Source organism: Actinoplanes rectilineatus, assembly GCF_000962825.1.
GTDB classification, from domain to species: domain Bacteria; phylum Actinomycetota; class Actinomycetes; order Mycobacteriales; family Micromonosporaceae; genus Actinoplanes; species Actinoplanes rectilineatus.
In genome coordinates this window covers 1-20,791 of the sequence record NZ_JZKF01000082.1, presented here as the reverse complement: position 1 = coordinate 20,791, position 20,791 = coordinate 1, and the positions used below count along the sequence as shown (strand labels likewise).

Sequence of the window (20,791 nt, the reverse complement as noted above, 5' to 3'; positions counted from 1 at the left end):
TCTCTCTGGACAGAGCAAAAGAATCAGTACGGGGGTTCGACCTGCTTGATCTGGATCGAGGCGGTGCCGTGTGTGCGGCTGGTGGCCGTCACGACGACGTCGCCGGTCTCGTGGCCGGCCCGCACGACGGCGAGAGCGCGGCCACGGTAGGTGCTGTGCTCTGCGACGGTGAACGACTCCTCGGTCGCCGGTGCGGCGCTGCCGAAACCGGCGAGTGTGGCCGGACCGTCGACGCTCACCTGGATCAGGTCGTCGTCGAGCATCTCGGGTACGCCGTTCTCGTCGGCCAGTTCGACCTGGACGAAGGCGAGGTCGTGGCCGTCGGCGGCCAGTTCGACGTCGTCCGCGGTCAGCCGGAGCCGGGTCATGCCGGCGGTGTGCAGCGACGACCGCCCGTTCTCGATACCGGCGTGGTAACCGACCGCGGTGATCTCACCGGGCTGATAGACGGCCGGGAACCGGGCGACGAAGCCGTGATCCCGGCCGGCCGGACGTCGTCCTACCGGCTGCCCGTTGATCAGAAGCTCGACCTCGTCATCGGCGCTGTAGACCTCGATCTCGGTCGGCAACCCGGAGCAGCCGCGCCACGACCAGCTCGGTACGGCGTCGGTCGAGCGCCACGCGGTCCTGCTGACCGGCCGGCCGACGACATCGGGCGGCCGGACCGCGATCACCGGCGCGTCGAGCAGACCCCAGACGGCCTGCGCGAGGTACGCCGGAGCGCCGGGCACACCGGTGATGTCGATCGCCCCGCACCCGGCGACGAGCTGCGGGTACGGCTTGTGCAGACCGCCTCGGCGGGTGCCGTACGCCCAGGTGCCGATGCCGGCCTCGCCGAGATAGTCCCAGCCGGACCAGATGAAGTCGCCGATCACGTTCGGCAGCCGCCGGATGAGGGCCCAGTTGGCGGCGATGTCACCGGGCATCGTCTCGGTGCCGACGATCACCCGGTCCGGGTGCAGGCGGGCGTCGGTCTCGTACCGCACGGTGCCGTAGTTGTACCCGGCGACGTCGAGCAGGTCGAAGACGGCGCGGGTCGCCTTGTCAGCGCGCTTGAGGCGCGGGACGGTCTTCATCAGCCGGCCGAACTGGTTGGTCAGGACGTTGACCATGGTGCTGTTCAGCGGCGGCGCGGCCTTGCCGGCCGGTTGCTGTGCCGGGGCGTCTTTTACTGTCGTCGGCCAGCTCAGGGTAGCGGCCATCAGGTTGACGCCCATGGTGACCGGTCGGTCCGGGTCGAGGGCGCGGACGTGCTCGGCGAGCCGGCGTGCCGTCTCGACCCCGTACGGGGTGGCCGGTTCGCTGTTCTCGTTGCCGATCGAGTACATGATCACGCAGGGGTGGTTGCGGCCCTTGACGACCATCGCGCCGGCGTCGGCCTGCCAGGTCGCGGCGAAGTGCGGGGCGTCGTCGTGCTCGGACTTGTGGTCGTACCAGCCGTCGTAGAGCTCGTCCATGACGTACATGCCGAGTTCGTCGCAGGCGTCGAGCAGGTCGCGCGACGCGGGGTTGTGCGCGCTGCGGATCGCGTTGAACCCGTTCTCCTTGAGGATGCGGACCCGCCGGAACTCGGCAGCGCGGAAGGTGGCCGCGCCCAGCACCCCACTGTCGTGGTGCACGTTGGCGCCGCGCAGCAGCGTCGGCACGCCGTTGACCCGCAGCCCGCCGCGGCCGCTCACCTCGATCGTGCGCAGGCCGATCCGCGCGGCGTGCTCGTCGCGGACCCGGCCGCCGGTGCTGAGCCGGATCGTGGCGTCGTACAGGTGCGGCCGCTCGGCCGACCACAGCAGGGGAGCGGGCACCGCGAGTTCCAGCCGGGCGTTAGCGCCGGTCGTGCGGGCGGTTGCGGCAGTGTCGCCGATCGTCACGTGGACGTCGAGCGCTTCGTCGTCCGGGTTGGCGATCTCCATCGCCACGTCGACGCGTGCGGTGTCGCCGATCGAGAGAGTGCGGAACCGGACACTGCCGGCAACGATGTGCACCGGGTCCTGCACCCGCAGCCAGACCGGGCGGTAGATGCCGGAGCCGGTGTACCAGCGCGCGTTCGGCACCCGGGAGTTGTCTGCGGTCACCTCGATCAGGTTGTCGGCGCCCAGGACGAGTTCCGGGTCGATGCGAACCTCGAACTCGGTGTAGCCGCCGACCGCGCCGCCGACCGGGTGCCCGTTGACGAACACCTGGCTGTGCCGGTAGACGCCTTCGAACAGCAGGCTGACCTGCTTGCCCGCGAGGTCCCGCGGCGCGTGCCAGGTCTTCTGGTAACGGTAGGCGCCGCCGAGGAAATAGGCGCCGTGCCCGCCGGACGGGCTGACGGGTGACCGGCCCTCGCCGAGCATCGCGTCGTGCGGCAGGACCACCGGCGTGGCCTCGCCGTCCGGCAGGCGCTGCACCCGCCAGTCCGCGTGGAATAGCGACAGTCCCATGTCAGACCGCCGCGACGTGGACGGGCCCGCCGCGGGTGATGCCGTTCTCGTTGAAGGAGTCGACGGCGATCCAGTAGTCGTGCCCGGCGTTGAGGGCGCTGAGGTCGAGGCCGGTGCGGTCGTAGAGCAGCCAGCTCTGGTAGAGCTTGTCGGCGGCCAGGCCGTACCGGACGTTGTAGCCCTGCGCGCCCGGCACGGCGTCCCAGCTGACGGCGGCGTTGAGGGGCCCGGTGCGGCGTACTCGCGGGGTGACCGGTGCCGGGGGGTCACCGGCGCCGTGGCCGAAGACGCGCAGGCCGCTGACGGCCAGCTTGGCTCCGTAGGGCTGGGCGAATCCGGTGAGGCGGATGTGCCGGAAGGCGCGGGGTTCGTCCAGTTCGACGAACAGGTGCGTGCGGCTCGACTTCGCGCCGCGGGTGTCGTGCAGCGGCTCCCAGGTCGTGCCGTCGGCAGAGCCTTCGAGCAGCACCTGCACCGCGGGTTCGGTCAGGTCGATGCGGCGGCGCCAGACCAGGGTCTGCCGGGTGTCGCCCCATTTCGGCTTCGGCGGCCGGACCTCGTGGTCGGCGAGGTTGATCTGCACGGACGAGACGACCGAGCCCTCGGCGAGTTCGACGCAGATCCACTGGGCGGGTTCGGCGTCGGCGGCGACCCACCAGGTCCGGGCGTCCTCGTTCACCGCCAGATCGGCACCGTGGGCGGGGTCGGCCGACGACACGGTGACCGGCCGGCGGTAGGACAGCAGCATGGCCCGAGCGGACAGCGTCCATGGGTCGGCCGGGCTGTCCGGCACGGTCATCGGGTAGTCGGCGAACTCCTGGTTGCAGAACAGCACACCGTCGGCGTCGAAACCGGCCGGGAACAGGCCGATCCGGCGCTCGAACATGTGCTCGACCGAGATCCGCATGGTGGCCATGTGCCACCAGTTGCCGTGCCGGTCCTGGATCGTCGAACCGTGCCCGGCGCCGGTCATGAACCCGCCGGGCTTGGACGAGAACGGCGACTGCGGCGAGTAGGTGAACGGGCCGAGCGGTGAGCTCGCGGTGTAGTAGCCGTCCGCGTACGTGTTGAGCTGGGTTCCGGGAGCCGCGTACTGCAGGTAGTAGACGCCGTCGTGCTTGGTCATCCAGGCGCCCTCGATGTACGGGTCGGTCCCGGCGATCCTCGTCATCAGAGCGCCCATGCCGGTGGCCTGGCCGGGATCATGGTTCTCGCCGGGCCGCTCCCAGCCGTGCGCTGCGACGTCCCCGCTGATGATCGCCACCGGCTTGCCGAGCGGCCGGAACGTCCTGCGGTCCAGTTCCTGGCCCTGGATCGGCTTCTTGTTCGAGGTGCCCCAGTACAGGTAGACCCGGCCGTCGTCGTCCTGGAACAGGTTCGGGTCGAAGAAGGCGAACGTTCCCGGGATCTCCTCCCACACGCCGCCCAGCGGGTCGGCGGTGCGGAAGAACGAGCAGGGCTTGAGGCTGCGCGACGCGCACACCACGAGGTGCCCGTCGATCTCCCGGACGTCCGGCGCGTAGTCATAGGTCGGCATGTCCGGCGTCGCTGCGAACTCCCAGGTGGTGAGGTCGGCCGAGTGCCAGAACCCGCCGGACATCGAGGGGAACAGGTAGTAGTGGTCGTTGAAGAGGACCACGGAGGGGTCGGCGGCCTCCCGCAGCACACCACGCCAGAACGGGCCGACCGACATGTCGGAGAACCGGTACGGGATGTCGATGGGGTTCGAGATCGTGCTGCTCATAGCGGGTATGACCCTTCCGGGCGATTATCTGCCGAACGGTAGATGAAAGTTACGACGACGTTGCCGTCAGGTCAACGGGGCAATCGAAAATATCTACCGTGCGGAAGATAAATTGATGCGGCGAGGTATTCGCGCTGCACATGACACAGAACAGGGGCGCCCAGCCGGACGCCCCTCTGCAATGTCACGCGTAGAACGCGCCCCCGCCGTCGACGGACATGGTGGTGCCGGTGACGTAGGAGGCGTCCGGCCCGGCCAGGAAGACCACGGCCCGGCCGATGTCGCTCTCGGCGTCGCCGAACCGCGGGATCGACATGGTCGCCACGACAGCCTTGTAGTCGTCCGGGTTGGCCTTGAAGTGCGCCTCGGCGCCCGGCGTCATGACCCCCGGCGCGATGCAGTTCACCGTGATGCCGAACGCGCCCCACTCCCGGGCGGCCGAACGGCTCAGCGCGCCGATGGCGCCCTTCGCCGACACGTAGGTCGCGTACCCGGTCATGCCGAGCAGCTCCGACGCCGACCGCAGGTTGATCACGCGCCCGTAACCGTCCTTCAGGTACGGGAAACAGGCGCGCATGAAGTAGAAACAGGCCCGCGGCCCGGTGCCGAACGCCAGATCCAGGTCGGCGTCGGTCACTTCGGCCAACGGTACGCCGGACCGTGACGCCTGCGCGTTGTTGACCAGGATGTCGACCGTGCCGAAGCGGTCGACGACAGCGGCCACCGCGGCGTCGACGGCCGCGGAGTCGCTGATGTCGGCCGTGATCGCCAGGCCCGCCGCGCCGGCCTTCTCGATCGTTTCCACTGTCTCGTTCGCCCCGTCGCCGTTGATGTCGACGACGGTCACCGAGGCGCCCTCCTTGGCGAGAGCGACCGCGATTCCGCGGCCTACCCCGCCGCCGGCGCCGGTGACGATGGCGACCTTCCCGTCGAGAGTGCCCATGCTGAACTCCTTCTGCTGGTGGTTGACGACTTCAGGTGAGTGGCCGCGCGTCGTCGAAGACGCGCGGGCTGTGTGCGGCGGCGACGATTCCCCAGGTTCCGGGGCGGCGTGACCAGGCGCGGGTTCGTGGGTCGCGCTGCCGGGTCGGGGTCAGGTCGAGAGCGACGTCCACGGTGGCTTCGGCTCCCGGGTCGAGCTCGACGCGGCGGAAGCCGATCAGCTGCGGGATGGGACGGCCGGCCGACGTGTCGGCGGCGTAGATCTGCACCACCGTCGAGCCGGTGCGACTGCCGGTGTTGCGTACGCGTACCGTCGCTGTTCCGTCGTTGTCTTGTGCCTGATGACCCACGAGCTGCTGCTCGAAGGTGGTGTAGCCGAGGCCGAACCCGAACGGGAAGGCCGCCGGGTTCCCGTCGCGGTCGAGTTTGCGCTGGCCCCACCAGGCGTCGTAGACGATGGTGGTGGCCTCGGCGTCGAAGAACGGCAGGTGGGCGTCGCTGGTCGGGATGGACACCGGCAGCCGGCCGCCGGGCTCGGCGGCGCCGGTCAGCACGTCGGCGAGGGCCCGGCCGCCCTCCATGCCGGGGTACCAGGCGTGCAGGATGGTGGGGACCTTGGCACGCCAGGCCTCGACGATGATCGCGCTGCCGCCGATCAGCACCACGGTGGTCCGCGGGTTCGCCGCCGCGACCGCCGCGACGAGCCGTTCGTCGCCCGGGTGCAGCGTCAGCGACTCGCGGTCGCCGCCGCGGCCGAACTGGCTGCCCATCTTCGCCAGCTTGCCCATCGCCCACTTGAACGGGCCGAACGTGAACGGGAAACCGAAGACGTCGAGGTTGATGTCGTCGTTCTCGACGCGTTCGCCCTCGTCGTCGTGGTCCATGCCGACGACCAGCACCACCGCGTCCGCGGCGCCAGCCGCCGCGACGGCCGCGGCGATGTCGGAGCCGTCGGCGTACGCGATCTCGGCGCCCGGCAGCGCCTCGCGCAGCCCGTCCAGCGGCGTGCTGGTGGACGGCGGATGCACGAGCGACGATCCGTGGTCGCCGGTGTTGGCCTGCTCGGCGAGTTTGCCGATCACCGCGATCCGGGTGATCGACGGGTCGAGTGGCAGCACCGGGACGCCGTCCACGGCGTCGTTCTTGAGCAGCACCATGGCCTGGGTGGCGACCCGCCGGGCGAGAGCGCGGTGGGCGGCGCCGGCGACAACGTCAGCCGACGGCTCGGCCTGGTCGCGGCTGGCGGCGTGGGTGAGAGTGGTGCGCAGGATCCGGTGCGCGGACCGGATCACGGTGTCGCGGGACAGGCGGCCGTCCTTCAGCGCCGCCGGCAACTCCCGGGCGCGCAGCAACCGCAGCGGCATCTCGACGTCCAGGCCGGCTTCCAGGCTCTCCAGGCCTGCGTGGGTGCCGAAGACCCAGTCGCTGGTGACGAACCCGTCGAAGCCCCACTCATCGCGCAGGACATCGGTCAACAGGACCTTGTTGACGTCCAGGAACTTGCCGTTGACCGAGTTGTAGGCGCTCATCACCGACTCAGCGCCGGCGTCGATCACCGTCTTGAAGTGCGGCAGGTAGACCTCGTGCAGGGCGTGCTCGTCGACGGTGACGTCGACGCGGAAGCGGGCGTTCTCCATCGAGTTGAGGGCGTAGTGCTTGACGCAGGCCATCACGTTGGGGCGCAGGCCACGGGTGAGCCCGGCGCCCATCAGCCCGATCAGCACCGGGTCCTCGCCGTACGTCTCCTGCGCCCGCCCCCAGGCCGGGTGCCGCAGCAGGTTGATGCAGACCGCGCCGGAGTAGTTCGCGCCACGGGCCCGGGCCTCCAGGCCCATCGCGGTGCCGACCTGCTGTTCGAGCTCGGGATCCCAGGTCGCGCCGCGGGCCATGCTGACCGGGAAGGCGGTCGAGCCGTCGATGACCACGCCGCGGGGGCCGTCGGTGAACAGCACGCCCGGGATGCCGAGCCGCTCGACGGCGCCACCGGCGATCGGCCCGGCCTTGATCTTGCCGGGAAGCCGGGTCATCGACCGTGCCGGGGTGTCGCCGTCCAGCAGCCACAACAGCTCGTCGTCGGTCATCTCGCCGATGAGCAGGTCGGCGGCCTCGGCCGCGGTCACCTCGCCCGCCCGGATCCGCTGGACGCCCTCGGCGAAGGTGAAGGTGACGGTAGTGCTCGTGTTCTGCGATGCCACCGCGGTGTTCCTCTCGGGTCGAAACGCTCGGAGCCGCCCGTGTATCTGACGTCCGGTAGATAAACGTTACGGACGCGTTGCGGGCTGGTCAACGGATTCCGGGTTTTATCTACCGTCAGGAAGATAACCGAGGCGGTTCCGGCAGGGCGTCGCCCAGCCTCACCAGAGCGTTCTGGTACGCGATGACGACCAGCTGAGCACGGTCGCGCGCGCCCAACTTGATCATGGTCCGGTTGACGTGCGTCTTCACGGTCAGTGGCGACACGTAGAGCCGATTCGCGATGTCGTCGTTGGAAAGCCCGTGCGCGACCAGGACGAGGACCTCGTGTTCCCGTTCGGTGACCAGGTCTAGGGCGGCGAGCCGGGACTTCCCCGGGGGAGCGCTCTGCTGGCCGAACCGGCTGATCAGTCCCCGGGTGGCCCGCGGAGACAGCAGGGCCTCGCCGGCGGCCACCACCCGGATCGCGGCGACGAGTTCGGCCGGCGCCACGTTCTTGCCGAGGAAGCCACTCGCGCCGGCGTGCAGCGCGAGGGCCACGTTGTCGTCGTTGTCGAACGTGGTGAGCACGAGGACGCGTACCCCGGCCAGGCGTTCGTCGGCGCAGATGCGCCGGGTCGCCTCGATGCCGTCCATGTGCGGCATCCGGATGTCCATCAGCACGACGTCGACGCGGGCAGTGTGCGTGAGATCGACGGCCTCGCGCCCGTCGGCGGCCTCTCCGGCGACCTCGAAGTCAGGCTCGGCGTCGATGATCATTTTGAAGCCGGCCCGGATCAGGGCCTGATCGTCGGCGAGCAGGACACGGATGGTCACGGGTAGACTCCTTCGTCGACGGTGCTGAGGCGCCCGGCCGGGTGTTCGTCGGCGGGCAGCCGGGCGTGCACCCGGAACGCTCCGCCGGGCAGCAGGCCGGTGGTGATGGTGCCGTGTGCTGCGGCGGCACGTTCGCGCATGCCGAGCAGGCCGAACCCGGATCCGGCGCGGTACGGCCGCGGCCAGGCGATCCGGTTGGTGACCGTGATGACGACCGCGTCGGCGGTGTACTCGACGTCGAGCACCGCGTCGCCGTAGCGGTGGGCGTTGGTGAGGGCTTCCTGCGCGATCCGGTACGCGGCCAGGTCCACCACGGCGGGCAGCGGGCGGGCGGCGCCCCGCTGCTGATGGCGTACCGGGAAGCCCATCGTCCGCAGGCCGTCGAGCAGGTCCGGCAGCCGGTCCATCCCCGGCGTCGGCTCGGTGCTGTCCATCTCGTCCGGGTCGCGCAGCACACTGATCACCGACTTGATCTCCTCCAGGACGGTGTCGGCGGCGGTACGGATGTGCGCCAGCACCGGCCACACCTTGTCCGGCTGGTTACGCAACACGTGGCCTGCGGCGCCGGCGTGCACGCTGATCACCGCGATGTGGTGTGCGACGACGTCGTGCAGTTCCCGGGCGATCCGCAGCCGCTCGTCCATCACCCGGCGGTGAGCCTCCTGCTCCCGAGACTGCTCGGCCTGCCGGGCACGCTCGGTCACCTCGTCGATGTACGCCCGCCGCATCCGGGTCGAATCCCCGGCACCCGCCCCACCGAAGATGAACGCGAACAGGCCGAACTGATCCGGCCCCCACCACTGCGAGAAGTAGGCGATCGATCCCGCCACGATCAGCGTCACCCACACCAGCGCGGCATAGAACCAGGGCCGGCGGCGCCCGCTGTAGAGCGTGGCGGAGAAGGTCAACACCCCCAGGGTGACGAACAGCCCCGCGGCCGGCGGACCGAACAGGATCGCGAGCGCGGTGAACGCGGTCGCCGCCGCGAGGACCCGCTCCGGGTAACGGCGCCGCAGCGATGTGGCGACGACGGCGAACCCGGCCTGCCCGAACGTCCACGCGGTGACGGGCCGCTGGTCCATGCACAGCACCAGCGCGAACAGAACGGCCGCCAGCAGCGCGTCACCCAGCCGGGCCCGGTGCTGGTGCAGCCAGGGCGGAATCCACGGCGCGGCGACGTCTTGCATGATCACGACGGTATGCCGCCGGGTGCAGCCACATCGTCCTGTCGCCGCAGTATCGGCGCCCCGTGTGCGTACGGCATCCGCAGTACGCCCCCGCCTGCGCTGACAGGACGACTCCCGCGCCGATTCTCGCGATCTTTGAACGGTCATACCGAGCGAGCTCGACGGAGGACTTTCGTGGCGACCCTGTTGTACCGGCTGGGCCGGTTCTCGTTCCGGCGACGCCAGCTGACCCTGGCTGCCTGGGTTCTGCTGCTCGCCGTCTTCGGCCTCGCGGCGGCACAGCTGTCCGGACCGACCAGCAGCGCGTTCTCCATCCCCGGCACTGAGTCGTCGCGGGCCATGGACGTGCTCGCTGAGAAATTCGGCACCGGCGACGATGCCGCCTCCGCGAAGGTCGTCTTCACCGTCTCCGGTGACGCCAAGCTGACCGGCGCCGCCCAGAAGGCCGCGATCGAGGCCGCGGTCCAGCAGTTGGAGGCGGCCCCGCAGGTGGCGTCGGTGGCCGACCCGTTCGAGGCGAAGACGATCTCCCAGGACCAGAAGACGGCTTACGCGACCGTCACCTACACGGTGGCCGCGACCGACGTCACCGACACGTCCCGCGAAGCGCTGCACACCGCCGGCGACACCGCGACGTCCGCCGGGCTCGGCGTCGAGTACTCCGGCGAGGTCGGCCAGATCGCCGAGGAGGGCGGCGGCACCGAGGCGCTCGGCATCGTGATCGCGGCGTTCGTCCTACTGATCACGTTCGGTTCGCTGGTCGCGGCCGGCCTGCCACTACTCACCGCGCTGGTCGGTGTCGGCCTCGGCATGCTCGGTATCCAGATCGCCACAGGCTTCTTCGATCTCTCCGGCTCCACGTCCGCGCTGGCCACCATGCTCGGCCTGGCGGTCGGTATCGACTACGCGCTGTTCGTGGTGTCCCGTTACCGGCAGGAGCTGGCCGACGGCCGCGACGGCGAGGAGGCCGCCGGCCGCGCGGTCGGCACCGCCGGCTCGGCAGTGGTGTTCGCCGGACTGACCGTGGTCATCGCTCTGGCAGCGCTCTCGGTGACCGGCATCCCGTTCCTGGCCGCCATGGGCATCGCCGCCGCCTGCACCGTCGCGATCGCGGTGCTGGTCACGCTCAGCCTGGTTCCGGCGATCCTGGGCTTCGCCGGCCGCAAGATCATCGCTAAGCGGCACCGTAACACCGGCCAGCACGAGAAGCCCGCGGTGAAGGCGCCGTTCGGTGAGCGGTGGGCCCGTGGCGTGCTGCGGCATCGGGTCGCCGCGGTGCTGCTGCCGCTCGGTCTGATCGCGGCGTTCGCCCTGCCCGCCCTGGACCTGCGTCTCGCGCTGCCCGACGACAGCACCGCCGCCGTGGACTCCACCCAGCGCAAGGCGTACGACCAACTCGCCGCCGGTTTCGGCGCCGGCTTCAACGGCCCACTGATCGTGGTCGTCGAAGCCACCGCTGGCACCGCGAAGACCGCCGCCGAACAGGCCCAGAAGACGATCACCGGGCTCGACGACATCGTCCTGGTCACCCCGCCGACCCTGAACCAGGCCGGCGACACCGCGCTGCTGACTGTCATCCCGGCCAGCGCCCCGACCAGCGAGGCCACCAAGAACCTGGTCCTGGACATCCGCGAGCACGCCAGCACCCTGACCGGCGCCACCCTCGCGGTCACTGGCACCACCGCCATCAACATCGACGTCTCGGACAAGCTCACCGACGCTCTCGGCCCGTACCTGGTGATCGTGGTCGGGCTCGCGTTCATCCTGCTCATGCTGGTGTTCCGCAGCATCCTGGTGCCGATCAAGGCCACCGTCGGGTTCCTGCTCAGCGTGGCGGCCTCGTTCGGCGCGCTGGTCTTCGTGTTCCAGCAGGGCCACCTCGCCGACGCGCTCGGCATCGAGTCCACCGGCCCGATCGTCAGCATCATGCCGATCTTCCTGGTCGGCATCCTGTTCGGCCTGGCGATGGACTACGAGGTCTTCCTGGTCACCCGCACCCGCGAGGAGTTCGTGCACGGCGCATCCCCGGACGACGCCGTCGTCACCGGCATGAGCCACGGCGCTCGCGTCGTCACCGCAGCCGCGCTGATCATGATGAGCGTCTTCGCCGGCTTCATCTTCGCCGACGACACCATCATCAAATCTCTCGGTCTCGGGCTCGCCTTCGGCGTCGCCGTCGATGCCTTCCTGGTACGTATGACGATCGTCCCCGCTGTGCTGTCCCTGCTCGGCCGCTCCGCCTGGTGGCTGCCCGGATGGCTCGACAAACTCCTGCCCAACGTCGACGTCGAGGGCGAGCAGCTCACCAAGCAACTCGCCGCCGTCGAGCAGGAGTCCACTGACCAGGAGTTCGCCACCACGAGGGCCTGACTCACCACCACCGGGGTCGCGGGCGGGTGGAGGCCCGCCCGCGACCCCGCGGCGTCCGAGAAAGCCCTCCGGTGAGACTGTCTCTACAGCAACGCGGATCCCACTGGTGACCGGCGATCCGCGAACTCATGCTCGTCGCCGCGATCTTCCTGCCTACCGGATCGGCCGCTTGGCCGCCGCCGGTCAGGCCGCTGAAGCGCTTCGCCATGCAAGCCCGGTGTGGGACCTCGAAAGCCGGCTGGGCCTGCCGAACGAGGTGAGCCTAAAAATCCACCTGCTGGCCTCCGAGACACTCACGAGACTGGCCACCCCCTACGGTCCGGCCGTCTACAGCGACCCGGCCACCGACACTGTCGCCAACCAGCACCCCGCGGGCCGTGTGGTTCGCCGCGATCACGGTGAGCCTCACGGCGGCTTCGGTGGCGATGCAGGCGGGCCGGGTAGGGCCGTAGGCGAGGAATCAGGCGCCAGCGCCGTCGATGACCGCGATGACCTCGTACGGATGGGGGTCGGCCGTGGCGATACGCCGGACGTTCGCCATGTGTTCGAGGTATTCCGGGTTCGCCTTCAGCGTCTCGTGCGCGTTTCGCCAGGCGTCGCTGTCCGCCCAGTGGATGTAGTTCACCAGGCGGGTGCCGTCGAGGCTGCGATGGATGCTGCCCCGCACGAAACCGGGCATCTTGCTCGCGATGTCGGTCATGCCGGTGACCTCGAGCCGCACGAGTTCGGCCTGGTCGCCGGGTTCGACGGTGAACAGGTTGATCATTGTGGTGGCGCCGTCGGCGCCGACGCGGATGCTGATGCTGCTGTCGCTCATGGTGTGGTGCTCCTTGTGGCGTTCGGGTGACCCGCGCCCCTGCCGGGCAGCACGGACATCGCCGAGGTGTCTCGGTTCAGCGGGCGGTTTCGCGCGGTGCGACGGCGAAGAGCCAGGCGGCGCCGACCGCGACGTGCATCAGCGCGAGGGCGACGGCGGTGCCGGTGTCCTCGGCCACGGTGAACGGCATCGCTGCGGTGACCAGGGCGAAAGCGGCGCCGCCCCAGGCGAGCCAGCGGTGTGCGGCCGGGAAGCGGGGGACCAGGACGTAGAGGACGACGGCGCTGGCGAGCAGCAGCGGCACGGCGGTGGAGAGGATCACCGCGAAGGCGGTGAGATCGTACGGCGCGTCGATTTCCAGGGAAGCGCCAGCGGCGTCGGCGATCCAGAAGATGGCCAGGTTGGCGACGACGGCCGCGACGGTGGCGACGCCGATCCGCAAGGGGTCGGATGCCGTGCTGCGTTTGGCGTGTGCGGCGGCCTGCGGGGTGCTGCTCATTATCAGAGTCCTTCGTTGATGACGTATTGCTCGACAGTGGTGGGCTGGATCTGGGGGTAGCGGTCGTTCATCACCGGGTTGATCTTGGCGGTGCCGTTGAGCTGGGCCCGGTAGTACATGAGCGGGAGGAACTTGAGAAAGTTCGCGGGGCCACCGGCCTGGAACTCGGCGATGCGGGAGTCGAGGTCGGCCAGCGAGCCGAGGCGCTCCACACGCAGGGTGCTGCCGGACGCCTTCTCGTAGGCGCTCACGATCTCGGGGAATGTGAGGCTGTCGCCGGCGACACCGAGGACCTTGCCGATCGGGTTGTCGTCGGCAGCGGCGGCCGCGGTGAAGCGGGCGGTGTCCGCGTAGGTGGTGAAGTCCATCGCGTGTTCGCCGTCGCCCCACACGTACGCGACCTTGGCCTCGGGGTCGACGACCCGGATGAAGCCGAACATGACGCGGCGGTCGAGGAACTGGCCGTTGAGGACGTGGACCACCTCGACGTCGCCGCGTTCGGCGGCGGCGTGGCCGGCGAAGGCGCGGCGGATGTCGGAGTTGGTGATCTGCCCGGGCGCGACCTTGAACATGTCCAGCGAGAAGTCGGACGGGATGAAGCGGCGCACCCCGGCGTTGCGGGCGGCGCGCAGCAGGGCCGCCTGCCCGTCGACGATGATGTCCGGGCCGCCCTGCACGGCGGAGACGACGGTGGTGGCGCCGGCGGTGAACGCGGCCAGGGGGCCGTCGGCGCCGGGCTCGATCGAGCCCTCCACGATCTGGGCGCCGCGGCGTTCGAGGTCGGCGACCTTGTTGCGACTGCCGGGGCGTACCAACAGGCGCAGCCGGGTGTCCGGTAGGGCGAGGACCTCGTCGGCGATGAGCTTGCCGAGTTGTCCGCTGCCGCCGACCAGGGCGATGACTTTGGTGTCCATGATGTTCTTCTTCCGGTGGAGGGGAGCGGGTGGGCTCAGGCGAACGTGCCGGACAGTGCCTCGGTGACCTGGCCGGTCTCGGTCAGCTGGATGGTGCGGTTGTGGACGCTGGTGCCGTGCGCGGCGAGCGCGGCGATGAAGTCGCCGACCTGCTCGCCACGCAGCGGGGAGCCGGGCCGGGTACCGTCCGGGCCGAGGAAGGCCTTCATCACAACGTCGTTGACCCTCGGGGTTCCGGCGGTCTCGGCGGCGATGGCCTGGATGAGCTTGTTCTGCGCGGCGGCAGCGACGGCGATCGCACCGATGCCGGGCGGCGGCGGGTTGATGAAACCGGCCGGTCCGTTGATCGTGGTGTACGAGCCGCCGAGGGCGATCAGCGGCAGCAGCGCCTCGGCGGCGAGGTAGTGCGGGTAGAGCCGGGTCTCGATGACGTTTTTGAACTCGGCGAAGCCGGCGTGCAGCATCGAGTGGCTCTGGTGCCAGCTGGCCGGGGCGGAGGCGACCGCGAAGAGCTCGCTGGACAGCTGCCGCACCTGCTCCTGGACCTGCACCGCGCCGTCGGCGGTGCCGATGTCACCGAGGACCGGTACGAGGCGGTCTGCCGCCGATCCCAGGCGGGAACGCAGCCGGTCCACGTTCGCTGTGGATCGCGACGGGACCAGGACGCGGGCGCCGGCCCGCAGGAAGCCGTCCACCAGGAAGTAGCCGACGTTGCCGGTGCCGCCGACGACGACGGTGTCGTACCCCTTGAGTTCGGTGCCGTTGAGACTGGTCATGGTGCGCCTCTTCCGATGCTGTGCGACGGCAGAGAAGGGGAACCGCATTCGGATATGCCGTCTGAGGTGCGCAAACTTCTTCAAACATTCGCGCCACGAATAAAGTTACTTCGCGTCGCGAATTTTCGCAACCCTGGACTCGGGGCGGTAAGATCGACAAGTTGGATCAACGAGGGGACGGAACCGTGCCGGACAACTCGGGCATCTCGGCGGCGCTGGTCCGGCTGTCGTTCCTGGTGCAGCGTCTCTACGCGCAGGCCTGCTCCCGGCACGATCTCAGCCCGGCGCAGGCGCAGCTGATGTGTGTCATCAAGGACCAGCCGCGTGGGATGACCGAGCTCACCCACATGCTCGGCCTGGAGCGGCCCGGGCTCACCGGCCTGGCCGACCGCATCGAGCGACGCGGGCTACTTCGCCGCGAGGTGCGGCCGAACGATCGGCGTACCGTAATGGTTTCTTTGACCCGGACCGGCAAGAAGGTGACCGAGGCGTTCTACGCCGAGGTGACCGCCAGTCTTCAGGGTGTCGTGGCGCATCTGCCGGCCGATGAGCGGCAGCAGTTCGAGGAGACGGCGTTCAGCATCATCATGGCCGAGCAGGTGCCGGCCATCTTCGGTGATTTCGAGGCCGCCGGCCGCAGTGCGGTGTGACTAGGCCGTCGGGGCGATGACGGCGCGGATCGCCGGCTCGGCCAGTCGCAGGACATCCTCGAGGCCGGCGTCGGCGATGTGCGGCATGCGCAGCAGGTAGCGCTGGGCGGCGATGCCCATCATCATGGCGCCGGCCAGGGAAGCGCGCAGGTGGGCCTCGGGGTCGTCGACGGTCGCCGCGATGGCGTCGACGACCTTGATTGCTCCCTCTGCGTTCGGCGACGATGAGCCCCTTGCTCTCGTAGAAACGCAGAGCGGACGCCGCAACCACCTGTCGAGCCACCGAACGATCGAGGCGGCCGGAAGCGAACCTGCCCGGTCACAACGCTTCCGGCCGCCGCGCTTCGGTGACTGCCACAATCCCGGCTCGGACACGCAGCGCCGCCTCAGCAGGCCGCCCGGAGCGGCGCCGACCGCGATAAGGCAGGCGGCCCCGACAACGACCGGGGCAGGAGGGTGCACAACACGAGTTACAGTCCCCGTCACCCCGTTCATGTCACAGCCTGACTGTCGCGCCTACCTACCCTTGCCGGGCCGCTGACCGCACCCGCTGGTGAGCATGTTCCGCCCCGGGTTTGATGGAGACATCCAAACCTGGGAGAGAATCTCGTTATGGCGGCACCGAAGAAGTACCCCGATGAGCTGCGTGAGCGGGCGACCCGGCTGGCGGTCGAGGCCCGCCGGGATCCGGTATCCAGCGTCGGGGCGATCCGGCGGATCGCTGATCAGCTCGGGATTCATCCCGAAGCGTTGCGGACGTGGGTGAAGAGGGCTGAGGTCGATGCCGGTGATCGGCCGGGCACGGCCAGCAGCGACGCGGAGCGCCTCGCCGCGCTGGAACGCGAGAATCGTGAGCTGCGCCGGGCGAATCAGATCCTGAAGTCCGCGGCGTCTTTCGTCGCGGCGGAGCTGGACCGTCCGTCGCGATGAGGGTCGCCTTCGTCGACTCCCAATAGGAAGAACACGGTGTCCAGCCGGTCCTGCAGGCCCTCGGAGACACGCCGGCACAGATCGCACCATTGACCTACTACGCAGCCAAGACCCGCCCGGCCAGCGCCCGGACGGTCCGCGACATCGAACTGACCGCGACGATCAAGCAGGTCCATAAGGAGAACTACGGCGTCTACGGCGCCCGCAAGATCTGGCACGAGCTGCGCCGCACGGGCGTGCCGGTGGCCCGCTGCACCGTCGAGCGACTCATGCGCGCCGCAGGGCTGCGCGGGCTGCTGCGCGACAAGTCACCGCGCACGACCCGGCCTGCTGCGGAGACCGATCGGCCGCGTGACCTGGTCAAACGGAACTTCACCGCGACGCGGCCGAACCAGCTGTGGGTCGCTGACCTGACTTACGTACGCACCAGCGTCGGCTGGGTCTACGCCGCGTTCGTCCTCGACGTGTACTCCCGGCTGATCGTCGGCTGGCAGGTATCCACCTCGCTCTACACCGACCTGGCCCTCGACGCCTTGAAAACGGCCGTGTGGCGCCGCGAAACTCAGGGCTCTGACCTGCGCAGACTGGTTCACCATTCCGACCGCGGCGTCCAATACCGAGCGATCCGTTACAGCCAGCGGCCCGCCGGCGCCGTCGCCTCGGTCGGGTCGAAGGGCGACTCCTACGACAACGCCATGGCCGAGGCGTTCAACTCCCTGTTCAAGGCCGAACTCGTCCGCAATAAAGGACCGTGGCGCGGCTGAGGTTCCACCTTCGAGTCAGCCACCTTGAAACCAGACAGTGGTCTGGGGGAAGGATGTCCGGGTGCCCCGCCCTTCGAAGTATTCCGAGGATTTCCGTCGGGACGCGGTCGAGCTCGTGCGGTCCTCGGGTCGCACGATCCGCGATGTCGGCCGTGAACTCGGTGTCAATCACGAGACCCTGCGTAACTGGGTCGCTGCCGCCAAACGCGCCGACGAGCAGCGTGCCGGTGTAGGTCGCCCGGCCGGTGACGAGTTGAGCGGTGCCGAGCGTGACGAACTGCGTCGGCTGCGTAAGACGGTGGCCGAGCTGGAGTTGGAGAAGGAGATCCTCCGGAAAGCGGCCGCCTGTTTTGCGAGGGAGATGGGTCATTGACCGGCCGCTACCGGTTCATCTCCGAGCTTGCCGAGGTGTACGGCGTGACGCTGCTGTGCCGTGTTCTGGCGGTCAAGCGCAGGCAGGGCTACTACGAGTGGCTGGCCGCCGCACCGGCGAGGCAGGCCCGCGAGGCCGACGACGAGCATCTCGCTGCTCTGATCCGGTATATCCAGGCCGAACACCGCGGCTACGGGGCACCAAGGGTCACCGCTGAGCTGCGCCGTCGAGGGCTGCGGGTCAACCGCAAGCGCGTCGAGCGGGTGATGCGCGAGCGCGGCCTTGCCGGGATCACCCGCCGTCGGCGCCGGTCGTTGACCAGGCAGGACTCGAAGGCGGCGCCGGCGCCGGACCTGATCCGGCGTGACTTCACCGCGCCGGCGCCCGGTGTGCGGCTGGCCGGGGACATCACGTACCTGCCCACGGCCGAGGGGTGGCTGTACCTGGCGACCACGATCGACCTGTTCAACCGGGAGGTCGTCGGGCACGCCATGGCCACCCACATGCGTGCCGAACTCGTCAGCGACGCCGTCGCGCTGGCCCACCGGCGCGGCCTGGTCCGCCCGGACGCGATCTTTCATTCCGACCGCGGCAGCCAGTACACGTCGAAGGACTTCAGGGCCACGCTGACCAGGCTGAACATGCGGCCGTCGATGGGCCGGACCGGTTCGTGCTTCGACAACGCCGTCGCGGAGTCGTTCTTCGCCAGCCTCAAGGCCGAGATCGGCACCCGGGTCTTCGCCAGCCGCGCCGAAGCCCGCCGGGAGGTATTCGCCTACATCAACTACTACAACAACAAAAGACTGCATTCCACCGTGAAACACCAGACACCACGCGAAGCGCGTGTCTGCTATCGTCCACCCATCGCCCTCGCGGCATGAAACTCCGGTGTCCGGTCCCGGGGTGGAACTTCACCGGCCGGTGCCACCTCGATCACGTACATCAGGGTGTGGAAAAGCGCTGCCGCTGTCGGTTCACCGGCCTGGGCATCGATGGTGCTTAGGGCGCCGCTCACGGCCAGGGCGGCCTCGTGCGGATCTGCGGCGTCGGTACCGGCCATGTCGAGCACTTGGCCCAGTGCCGGTATCCGGCTCGGATCGTGCCGGTATTGCCCCGGCCGCCCGATCATGTCGCTGCCGGTAGCGGCGGTCGGGATGTCCGACTCGCTCATCACGTCCTCGTTCGTCACGTCAGGGCGCCCAGTGAATCAGAGACCGAACTGGTGTCCAAACGGCTTTTGTGGCGTCCGGATCCACGATCTCGCGGTGGCTCCTCGCCGCACGCCGGCATCGTTGCCCGCAGATCCGGAAGTGCTGACAGAGGGCAAGTCGACGGATCCGCAGGGCGGGCACCGCTGCAGAACGGAGCGAGCGCGGCCGTGGCAGTCCCGTATCAGCCCCAGCAGGTTCGGCGCAGGCAGTTAGGGCGTTGACGAGGGCGCATAGTGGCGGGCGAGGCCAGCCGCGAGGTCACGCAGGTAAGCTCTAGCTTCGGTGGGGCTGTGGACGGTGATGGCGTTTCCGAACGGGAGCAATGCTCGGACGTCCTCCAGGTGTAGGAACCGGATTGTCACCTTGGAGCCGGTGGAGGACTCGTCATGGTCCTCCCGGACGAGGCGTAGGCCGAAGATCCGTTGTGCTCGTTCGATCTGGGTTTGGTCGATGGTGACGCTGACCTGGATCCCATGGTCGTGTTCCCACTGGTGGAGGAGCGCTGTAGCGACGGTAGCAAGGGTTTGATCCTTGCGGATCCTTCGTGGCTGACCGGTTTCTTTCCACGTCGTGATCCGTTCGAGTCGGTACAGCCGTGGCACTCGGGCGCAGTCGGCGACGAGGTACCAGGTGCCGGCTTTGGTGAACAGCCCGTAGGGGTCTACGACCAGGTCGTGGGAGCGGGACTCGCGCGGGCTGTCGTACTCGATCCGTAGTCGGCGACCTCGCCGCACTGAGCCGATCAACGACGCCGGAGTCGTGCCAGTCGCCCGGTTTTGGAGCCAGGGGCGGTTGTCGATGTACACCACGTCGGTGAGAGGCAGGAGTTCGGCATCTCGACGTGACCGGGGAGCGGCTATCTTGGCAAGTGCTCGCTGGCTTTCGACCGATGCGTTGAGATCCGCGCGCTGCTTCTCGTCCAGCCCGATCAACGACAGATGATCACGTTCGTCAGGCGTGAGTCGGGTGAGATCGAGTCCGGACCCGGGCATCATGGTCACACCACCGAGGCGGCCCCGGTGCGCGGTCACCGGCAGACCGGCGTCGCGGAGCCAGTTCAGATCCCGGGTGATGGTTCGCAGAGAAACCCCGAGCGCCGAGGCCAGCTCCTGTGTGGTCGCGCCATCCCTTGATTCGAGAAGCAGCGTTAGGGCGAAGAAGCGGTCCGGGTTCACCCACCAAGTCTTTCAAGAAATTACGACACTATGTGGCGCATATATCAGCCAGGCTGATGTATGCCCCACCTGTTTTCTGGAAGAGGAACAACCCATGACCACCTCCATCGTGTCCATCGTCTATGTGAACGACGCTCCCGCAGCAGCTCGTTTCTACGGCGACCTTCTCGGCCTGAGCCCCTCGCTCGAGACGTCGGGATACATCACCTTCGAACTTGGGCCAGGCGCTGAACTCGCTCTGTGGTCCGGCCAGTTCGAGGACCTGTCGCCGGACGTCCCGCGTACCAGCGAGGTGTGCCTGGCCATCGAGGGTGGCAGCCCTGACGAGATCAACGCGGTCTTCAAGCAGTGGCAGGCCAAGGGCGTCCTGATCCTGCACGAGCCGCACGACGCGGGGTTCGGGCTGACCTTCCTCGCCGCCGATCCTGACGGCAACCGTATCCGGGTCGCACCAAAGGACTGAGAGGCCACTGTGCGGCAGGCGCGTACGGTCAGCCTTCGCGCCTGCCGTTGTCCGTCTTCGCCGAGACGCCAAGCACCTGCTACACGCGAATGTGCAGACCGCCAACACTCCGGGATCTAATGAACTTCGATATGGCCGCTCAGGCGTTTACTAGCGAGCCAGGAAACGATCCTCGGGTCATGGTGGTCCATGAACAGCGAGACGCCCGAGTCCAAGGCCGCGATGGCCGCCATCTGGTCGCCGTTCAGCTCGAAGTCGAAGACGGCGATGTTCTCCGCCATACGCTCGGGCCGCACCGACTTGGGGATCGCCACCACGCCCCGCTGGATCAGCCAGCGCAGCACGACCTGGGCCACCGATCTGCCGTGCTGCTCACCGATCCCGTTCAACAACGGGTGAGCGAAAAGCTCGGCCCGGCCCTCGGCGAGGGGACTGTAAAAAGAACGGCTCTGGCGCAGAAACGGTGGTCGAGGACCCGGGATCCTATGTGGTCTGACCTGTGCATGATCATGATGCCCGTGTGATCTGATCGGGACGATCTTTC

21 protein-coding genes are annotated in these 20,791 nt (G+C 68.8%); 7 read left to right on the top strand and 14 right to left on the bottom strand.

Annotation, left to right across the window (positions count from 1 at the left end; all coding sequences use genetic code 11):
• Positions 1-23: 23 nt before the first annotated feature.
• The 6 genes from WH85_RS37495 to WH85_RS37470 all read right to left on the bottom strand — a co-directional run bounded on the left by WH85_RS37495 (position 24) and on the right by WH85_RS37470 (position 9,305).
• Complete coding sequence (locus WH85_RS37495; protein WP_052721077.1) at positions 24-2,423, bottom strand: glycoside hydrolase family 2 TIM barrel-domain containing protein; 2,400 nt, start codon at positions 2,421-2,423, stop codon at positions 24-26.
• A 1-nt stretch (position 2,424) separates the two neighbouring features.
• A complete protein-coding gene (locus tag WH85_RS37490; RefSeq protein ID WP_045746883.1) occupies positions 2,425-4,167 on the bottom strand; it encodes a family 43 glycosylhydrolase in 1,743 nt (580 codons plus the stop codon).
• A 184-nt stretch (positions 4,168-4,351) separates the two neighbouring features.
• Positions 4,352-5,110: an SDR family NAD(P)-dependent oxidoreductase gene (locus WH85_RS37485; protein ID WP_045746882.1), complete on the bottom strand. Its 759-nt coding sequence runs from the start codon at positions 5,108-5,110 to the stop codon at positions 4,352-4,354.
• Positions 5,111-5,141: 31 nt separating this feature from the next.
• Positions 5,142-7,304: a beta-glucosidase gene (locus tag WH85_RS37480; protein ID WP_045746881.1), complete on the bottom strand. Its 2,163-nt coding sequence runs from the start codon at positions 7,302-7,304 to the stop codon at positions 5,142-5,144.
• 115 nt (positions 7,305-7,419) lie between these two features.
• Positions 7,420-8,118, bottom strand: coding sequence for a response regulator (locus WH85_RS37475; protein WP_045746880.1), 699 nt, complete (start codon positions 8,116-8,118; stop codon positions 7,420-7,422).
• Positions 8,115-9,305, bottom strand: a complete 1,191-nt coding sequence (locus WH85_RS37470) for a sensor histidine kinase (RefSeq protein WP_169792542.1) — start codon at positions 9,303-9,305, stop codon at positions 8,115-8,117. Before WH85_RS37470 ends, WH85_RS37475 begins: the two co-directional genes overlap by 4 nt.
• A 174-nt stretch (positions 9,306-9,479) precedes the next feature.
• Here WH85_RS37470 and WH85_RS37465 point away from each other — a divergent pair, with 174 nt between their 5' ends.
• The gene (locus tag WH85_RS37465) at positions 9,480-11,675 is read left to right on the top strand and encodes an MMPL family transporter (RefSeq protein ID WP_045746879.1); all 2,196 of its coding nucleotides are present in this window, start codon (positions 9,480-9,482) and stop codon (positions 11,673-11,675) included.
• Between the two features lie 460 nt (positions 11,676-12,135).
• Here the strand turns inward: WH85_RS37465 and WH85_RS37460 are convergent, their stop codons facing one another.
• The 4 genes from WH85_RS37460 to WH85_RS37445 all read right to left on the bottom strand — a co-directional run bounded on the left by WH85_RS37460 (position 12,136) and on the right by WH85_RS37445 (position 14,681).
• A complete protein-coding gene (locus tag WH85_RS37460) occupies positions 12,136-12,492 on the bottom strand; it encodes an antibiotic biosynthesis monooxygenase family protein (RefSeq protein WP_045746878.1) in 357 nt (118 codons plus the stop codon).
• Between the two features lie 76 nt (positions 12,493-12,568).
• Positions 12,569-12,991 carry a DUF6069 family protein gene (locus tag WH85_RS37455; protein ID WP_045746877.1) on the bottom strand — a complete coding sequence of 141 codons (423 nt, stop codon included), beginning with the start codon at positions 12,989-12,991 and terminating at the stop codon, positions 12,569-12,571.
• A 2-nt stretch (positions 12,992-12,993) separates the two neighbouring features.
• Positions 12,994-13,905 carry an NmrA family NAD(P)-binding protein gene (locus tag WH85_RS37450; protein WP_045746876.1) on the bottom strand — a complete coding sequence of 304 codons (912 nt, stop codon included), beginning with the start codon at positions 13,903-13,905 and terminating at the stop codon, positions 12,994-12,996.
• A gap of 35 nt (positions 13,906-13,940) precedes the next feature.
• On the bottom strand, positions 13,941-14,681 hold the full coding sequence (locus WH85_RS37445) for an SDR family NAD(P)-dependent oxidoreductase (RefSeq protein ID WP_045746875.1): 741 nt from the start codon (positions 14,679-14,681) through the stop codon (positions 13,941-13,943).
• A gap of 161 nt (positions 14,682-14,842) precedes the next feature.
• Here WH85_RS37445 and WH85_RS37440 point away from each other — a divergent pair, with 161 nt between their 5' ends.
• On the top strand, positions 14,843-15,331 hold the full coding sequence (locus WH85_RS37440; RefSeq protein ID WP_157411463.1) for a MarR family winged helix-turn-helix transcriptional regulator: 489 nt from the start codon (positions 14,843-14,845) through the stop codon (positions 15,329-15,331).
• Here WH85_RS37440 and WH85_RS53410 read toward each other — a convergent pair whose 3' ends face one another.
• On the bottom strand, positions 15,332-15,598 hold the full coding sequence (locus WH85_RS53410; RefSeq protein WP_157411462.1) for a TetR/AcrR family transcriptional regulator: 267 nt from the start codon (positions 15,596-15,598) through the stop codon (positions 15,332-15,334).
• 345 nt (positions 15,599-15,943) lie between these two features.
• On the opposite strand from WH85_RS53410, the gene WH85_RS51060 reads away from it, so the two are divergent.
• The 4 genes from WH85_RS51060 (at position 15,944) to WH85_RS37415 (ending at position 18,279) form a co-directional block, all read left to right on the top strand.
• The gene (locus WH85_RS51060) at positions 15,944-16,261 is read left to right on the top strand and encodes a transposase (RefSeq protein WP_045746873.1); all 318 of its coding nucleotides are present in this window, start codon (positions 15,944-15,946) and stop codon (positions 16,259-16,261) included.
• Between the two features lie 50 nt (positions 16,262-16,311).
• Positions 16,312-17,025, top strand: a complete 714-nt coding sequence (locus WH85_RS51055) for an IS3 family transposase (RefSeq protein ID WP_157411461.1) — start codon at positions 16,312-16,314, stop codon at positions 17,023-17,025.
• 61 nt (positions 17,026-17,086) lie between these two features.
• Positions 17,087-17,398, top strand: a complete 312-nt coding sequence (locus WH85_RS37420) for a transposase (RefSeq protein WP_045746896.1) — start codon at positions 17,087-17,089, stop codon at positions 17,396-17,398.
• The gene (locus tag WH85_RS37415; RefSeq protein WP_045746872.1) at positions 17,395-18,279 is read left to right on the top strand and encodes an IS3 family transposase; all 885 of its coding nucleotides are present in this window, start codon (positions 17,395-17,397) and stop codon (positions 18,277-18,279) included. The genes WH85_RS37420 and WH85_RS37415 overlap by 4 nt, the downstream gene beginning before the upstream one ends.
• Here the strand turns inward: WH85_RS37415 and WH85_RS37410 are convergent.
• Together WH85_RS37410 and WH85_RS37405 are read right to left on the bottom strand one after the other, a co-directional pair.
• The gene (locus tag WH85_RS37410; protein WP_045746871.1) at positions 18,249-18,587 is read right to left on the bottom strand and encodes a hypothetical protein; all 339 of its coding nucleotides are present in this window, start codon (positions 18,585-18,587) and stop codon (positions 18,249-18,251) included. The two genes, WH85_RS37415 and WH85_RS37410, sit on opposite strands and share 31 nt — an antisense overlap.
• Positions 18,588-18,818: 231 nt before the next feature.
• The gene (locus tag WH85_RS37405; RefSeq protein WP_045746870.1) at positions 18,819-19,784 is read right to left on the bottom strand and encodes a helix-turn-helix transcriptional regulator; all 966 of its coding nucleotides are present in this window, start codon (positions 19,782-19,784) and stop codon (positions 18,819-18,821) included.
• A 94-nt stretch (positions 19,785-19,878) separates the two neighbouring features.
• Between WH85_RS37405 and WH85_RS37400 the strand changes: the two genes are divergently transcribed.
• Positions 19,879-20,247 (top strand): VOC family protein, encoded by a 369-nt coding sequence (locus tag WH85_RS37400; protein WP_045746869.1) that lies wholly within the window; start codon positions 19,879-19,881, stop codon positions 20,245-20,247.
• Between the two features lie 116 nt (positions 20,248-20,363).
• On the opposite strand, the gene WH85_RS49370 is transcribed toward WH85_RS37400, so the two are convergent.
• A partial coding sequence (locus WH85_RS49370) for an aldo/keto reductase (RefSeq protein ID WP_211275568.1) occupies positions 20,364-20,791 on the bottom strand: 428 nt, incomplete at its 5' end.

Bases quoted from the DNA above. Each gene is read 5' to 3' on its own strand.
- WH85_RS37495 (WP_052721077.1), bottom strand. From the start codon at position 2,423: ATGGGACTGTCGCTATTCCACGCGGACTGGCGGGTGCAGCGCCTGCCG.
- WH85_RS37490 (WP_045746883.1), bottom strand. From the start codon at position 4,167: ATGAGCAGCACGATCTCGAACCCCATCGACATCCCGTACCGGTTCTCC.
- WH85_RS37485 (WP_045746882.1), bottom strand. From the start codon at position 5,110: ATGGGCACTCTCGACGGGAAGGTCGCCATCGTCACCGGCGCCGGCGGC.
- WH85_RS37470 (WP_169792542.1), bottom strand. From the start codon at position 9,305: ATGCAAGACGTCGCCGCGCCGTGGATTCCGCCCTGGCTGCACCAGCAC.
- WH85_RS37460 (WP_045746878.1), bottom strand. From the start codon at position 12,492: ATGAGCGACAGCAGCATCAGCATCCGCGTCGGCGCCGACGGCGCCACC.
- WH85_RS37455 (WP_045746877.1), bottom strand. From the start codon at position 12,991: ATGAGCAGCACCCCGCAGGCCGCCGCACACGCCAAACGCAGCACGGCA.
- WH85_RS37450 (WP_045746876.1), bottom strand. From the start codon at position 13,905: ATGGACACCAAAGTCATCGCCCTGGTCGGCGGCAGCGGACAACTCGGC.
- WH85_RS37445 (WP_045746875.1), bottom strand. From the start codon at position 14,681: ATGACCAGTCTCAACGGCACCGAACTCAAGGGGTACGACACCGTCGTC.
- WH85_RS51060 (WP_045746873.1), top strand. From the start codon at position 15,944: ATGGCGGCACCGAAGAAGTACCCCGATGAGCTGCGTGAGCGGGCGACC.
- WH85_RS37400 (WP_045746869.1), top strand. From the start codon at position 19,879: ATGACCACCTCCATCGTGTCCATCGTCTATGTGAACGACGCTCCCGCA.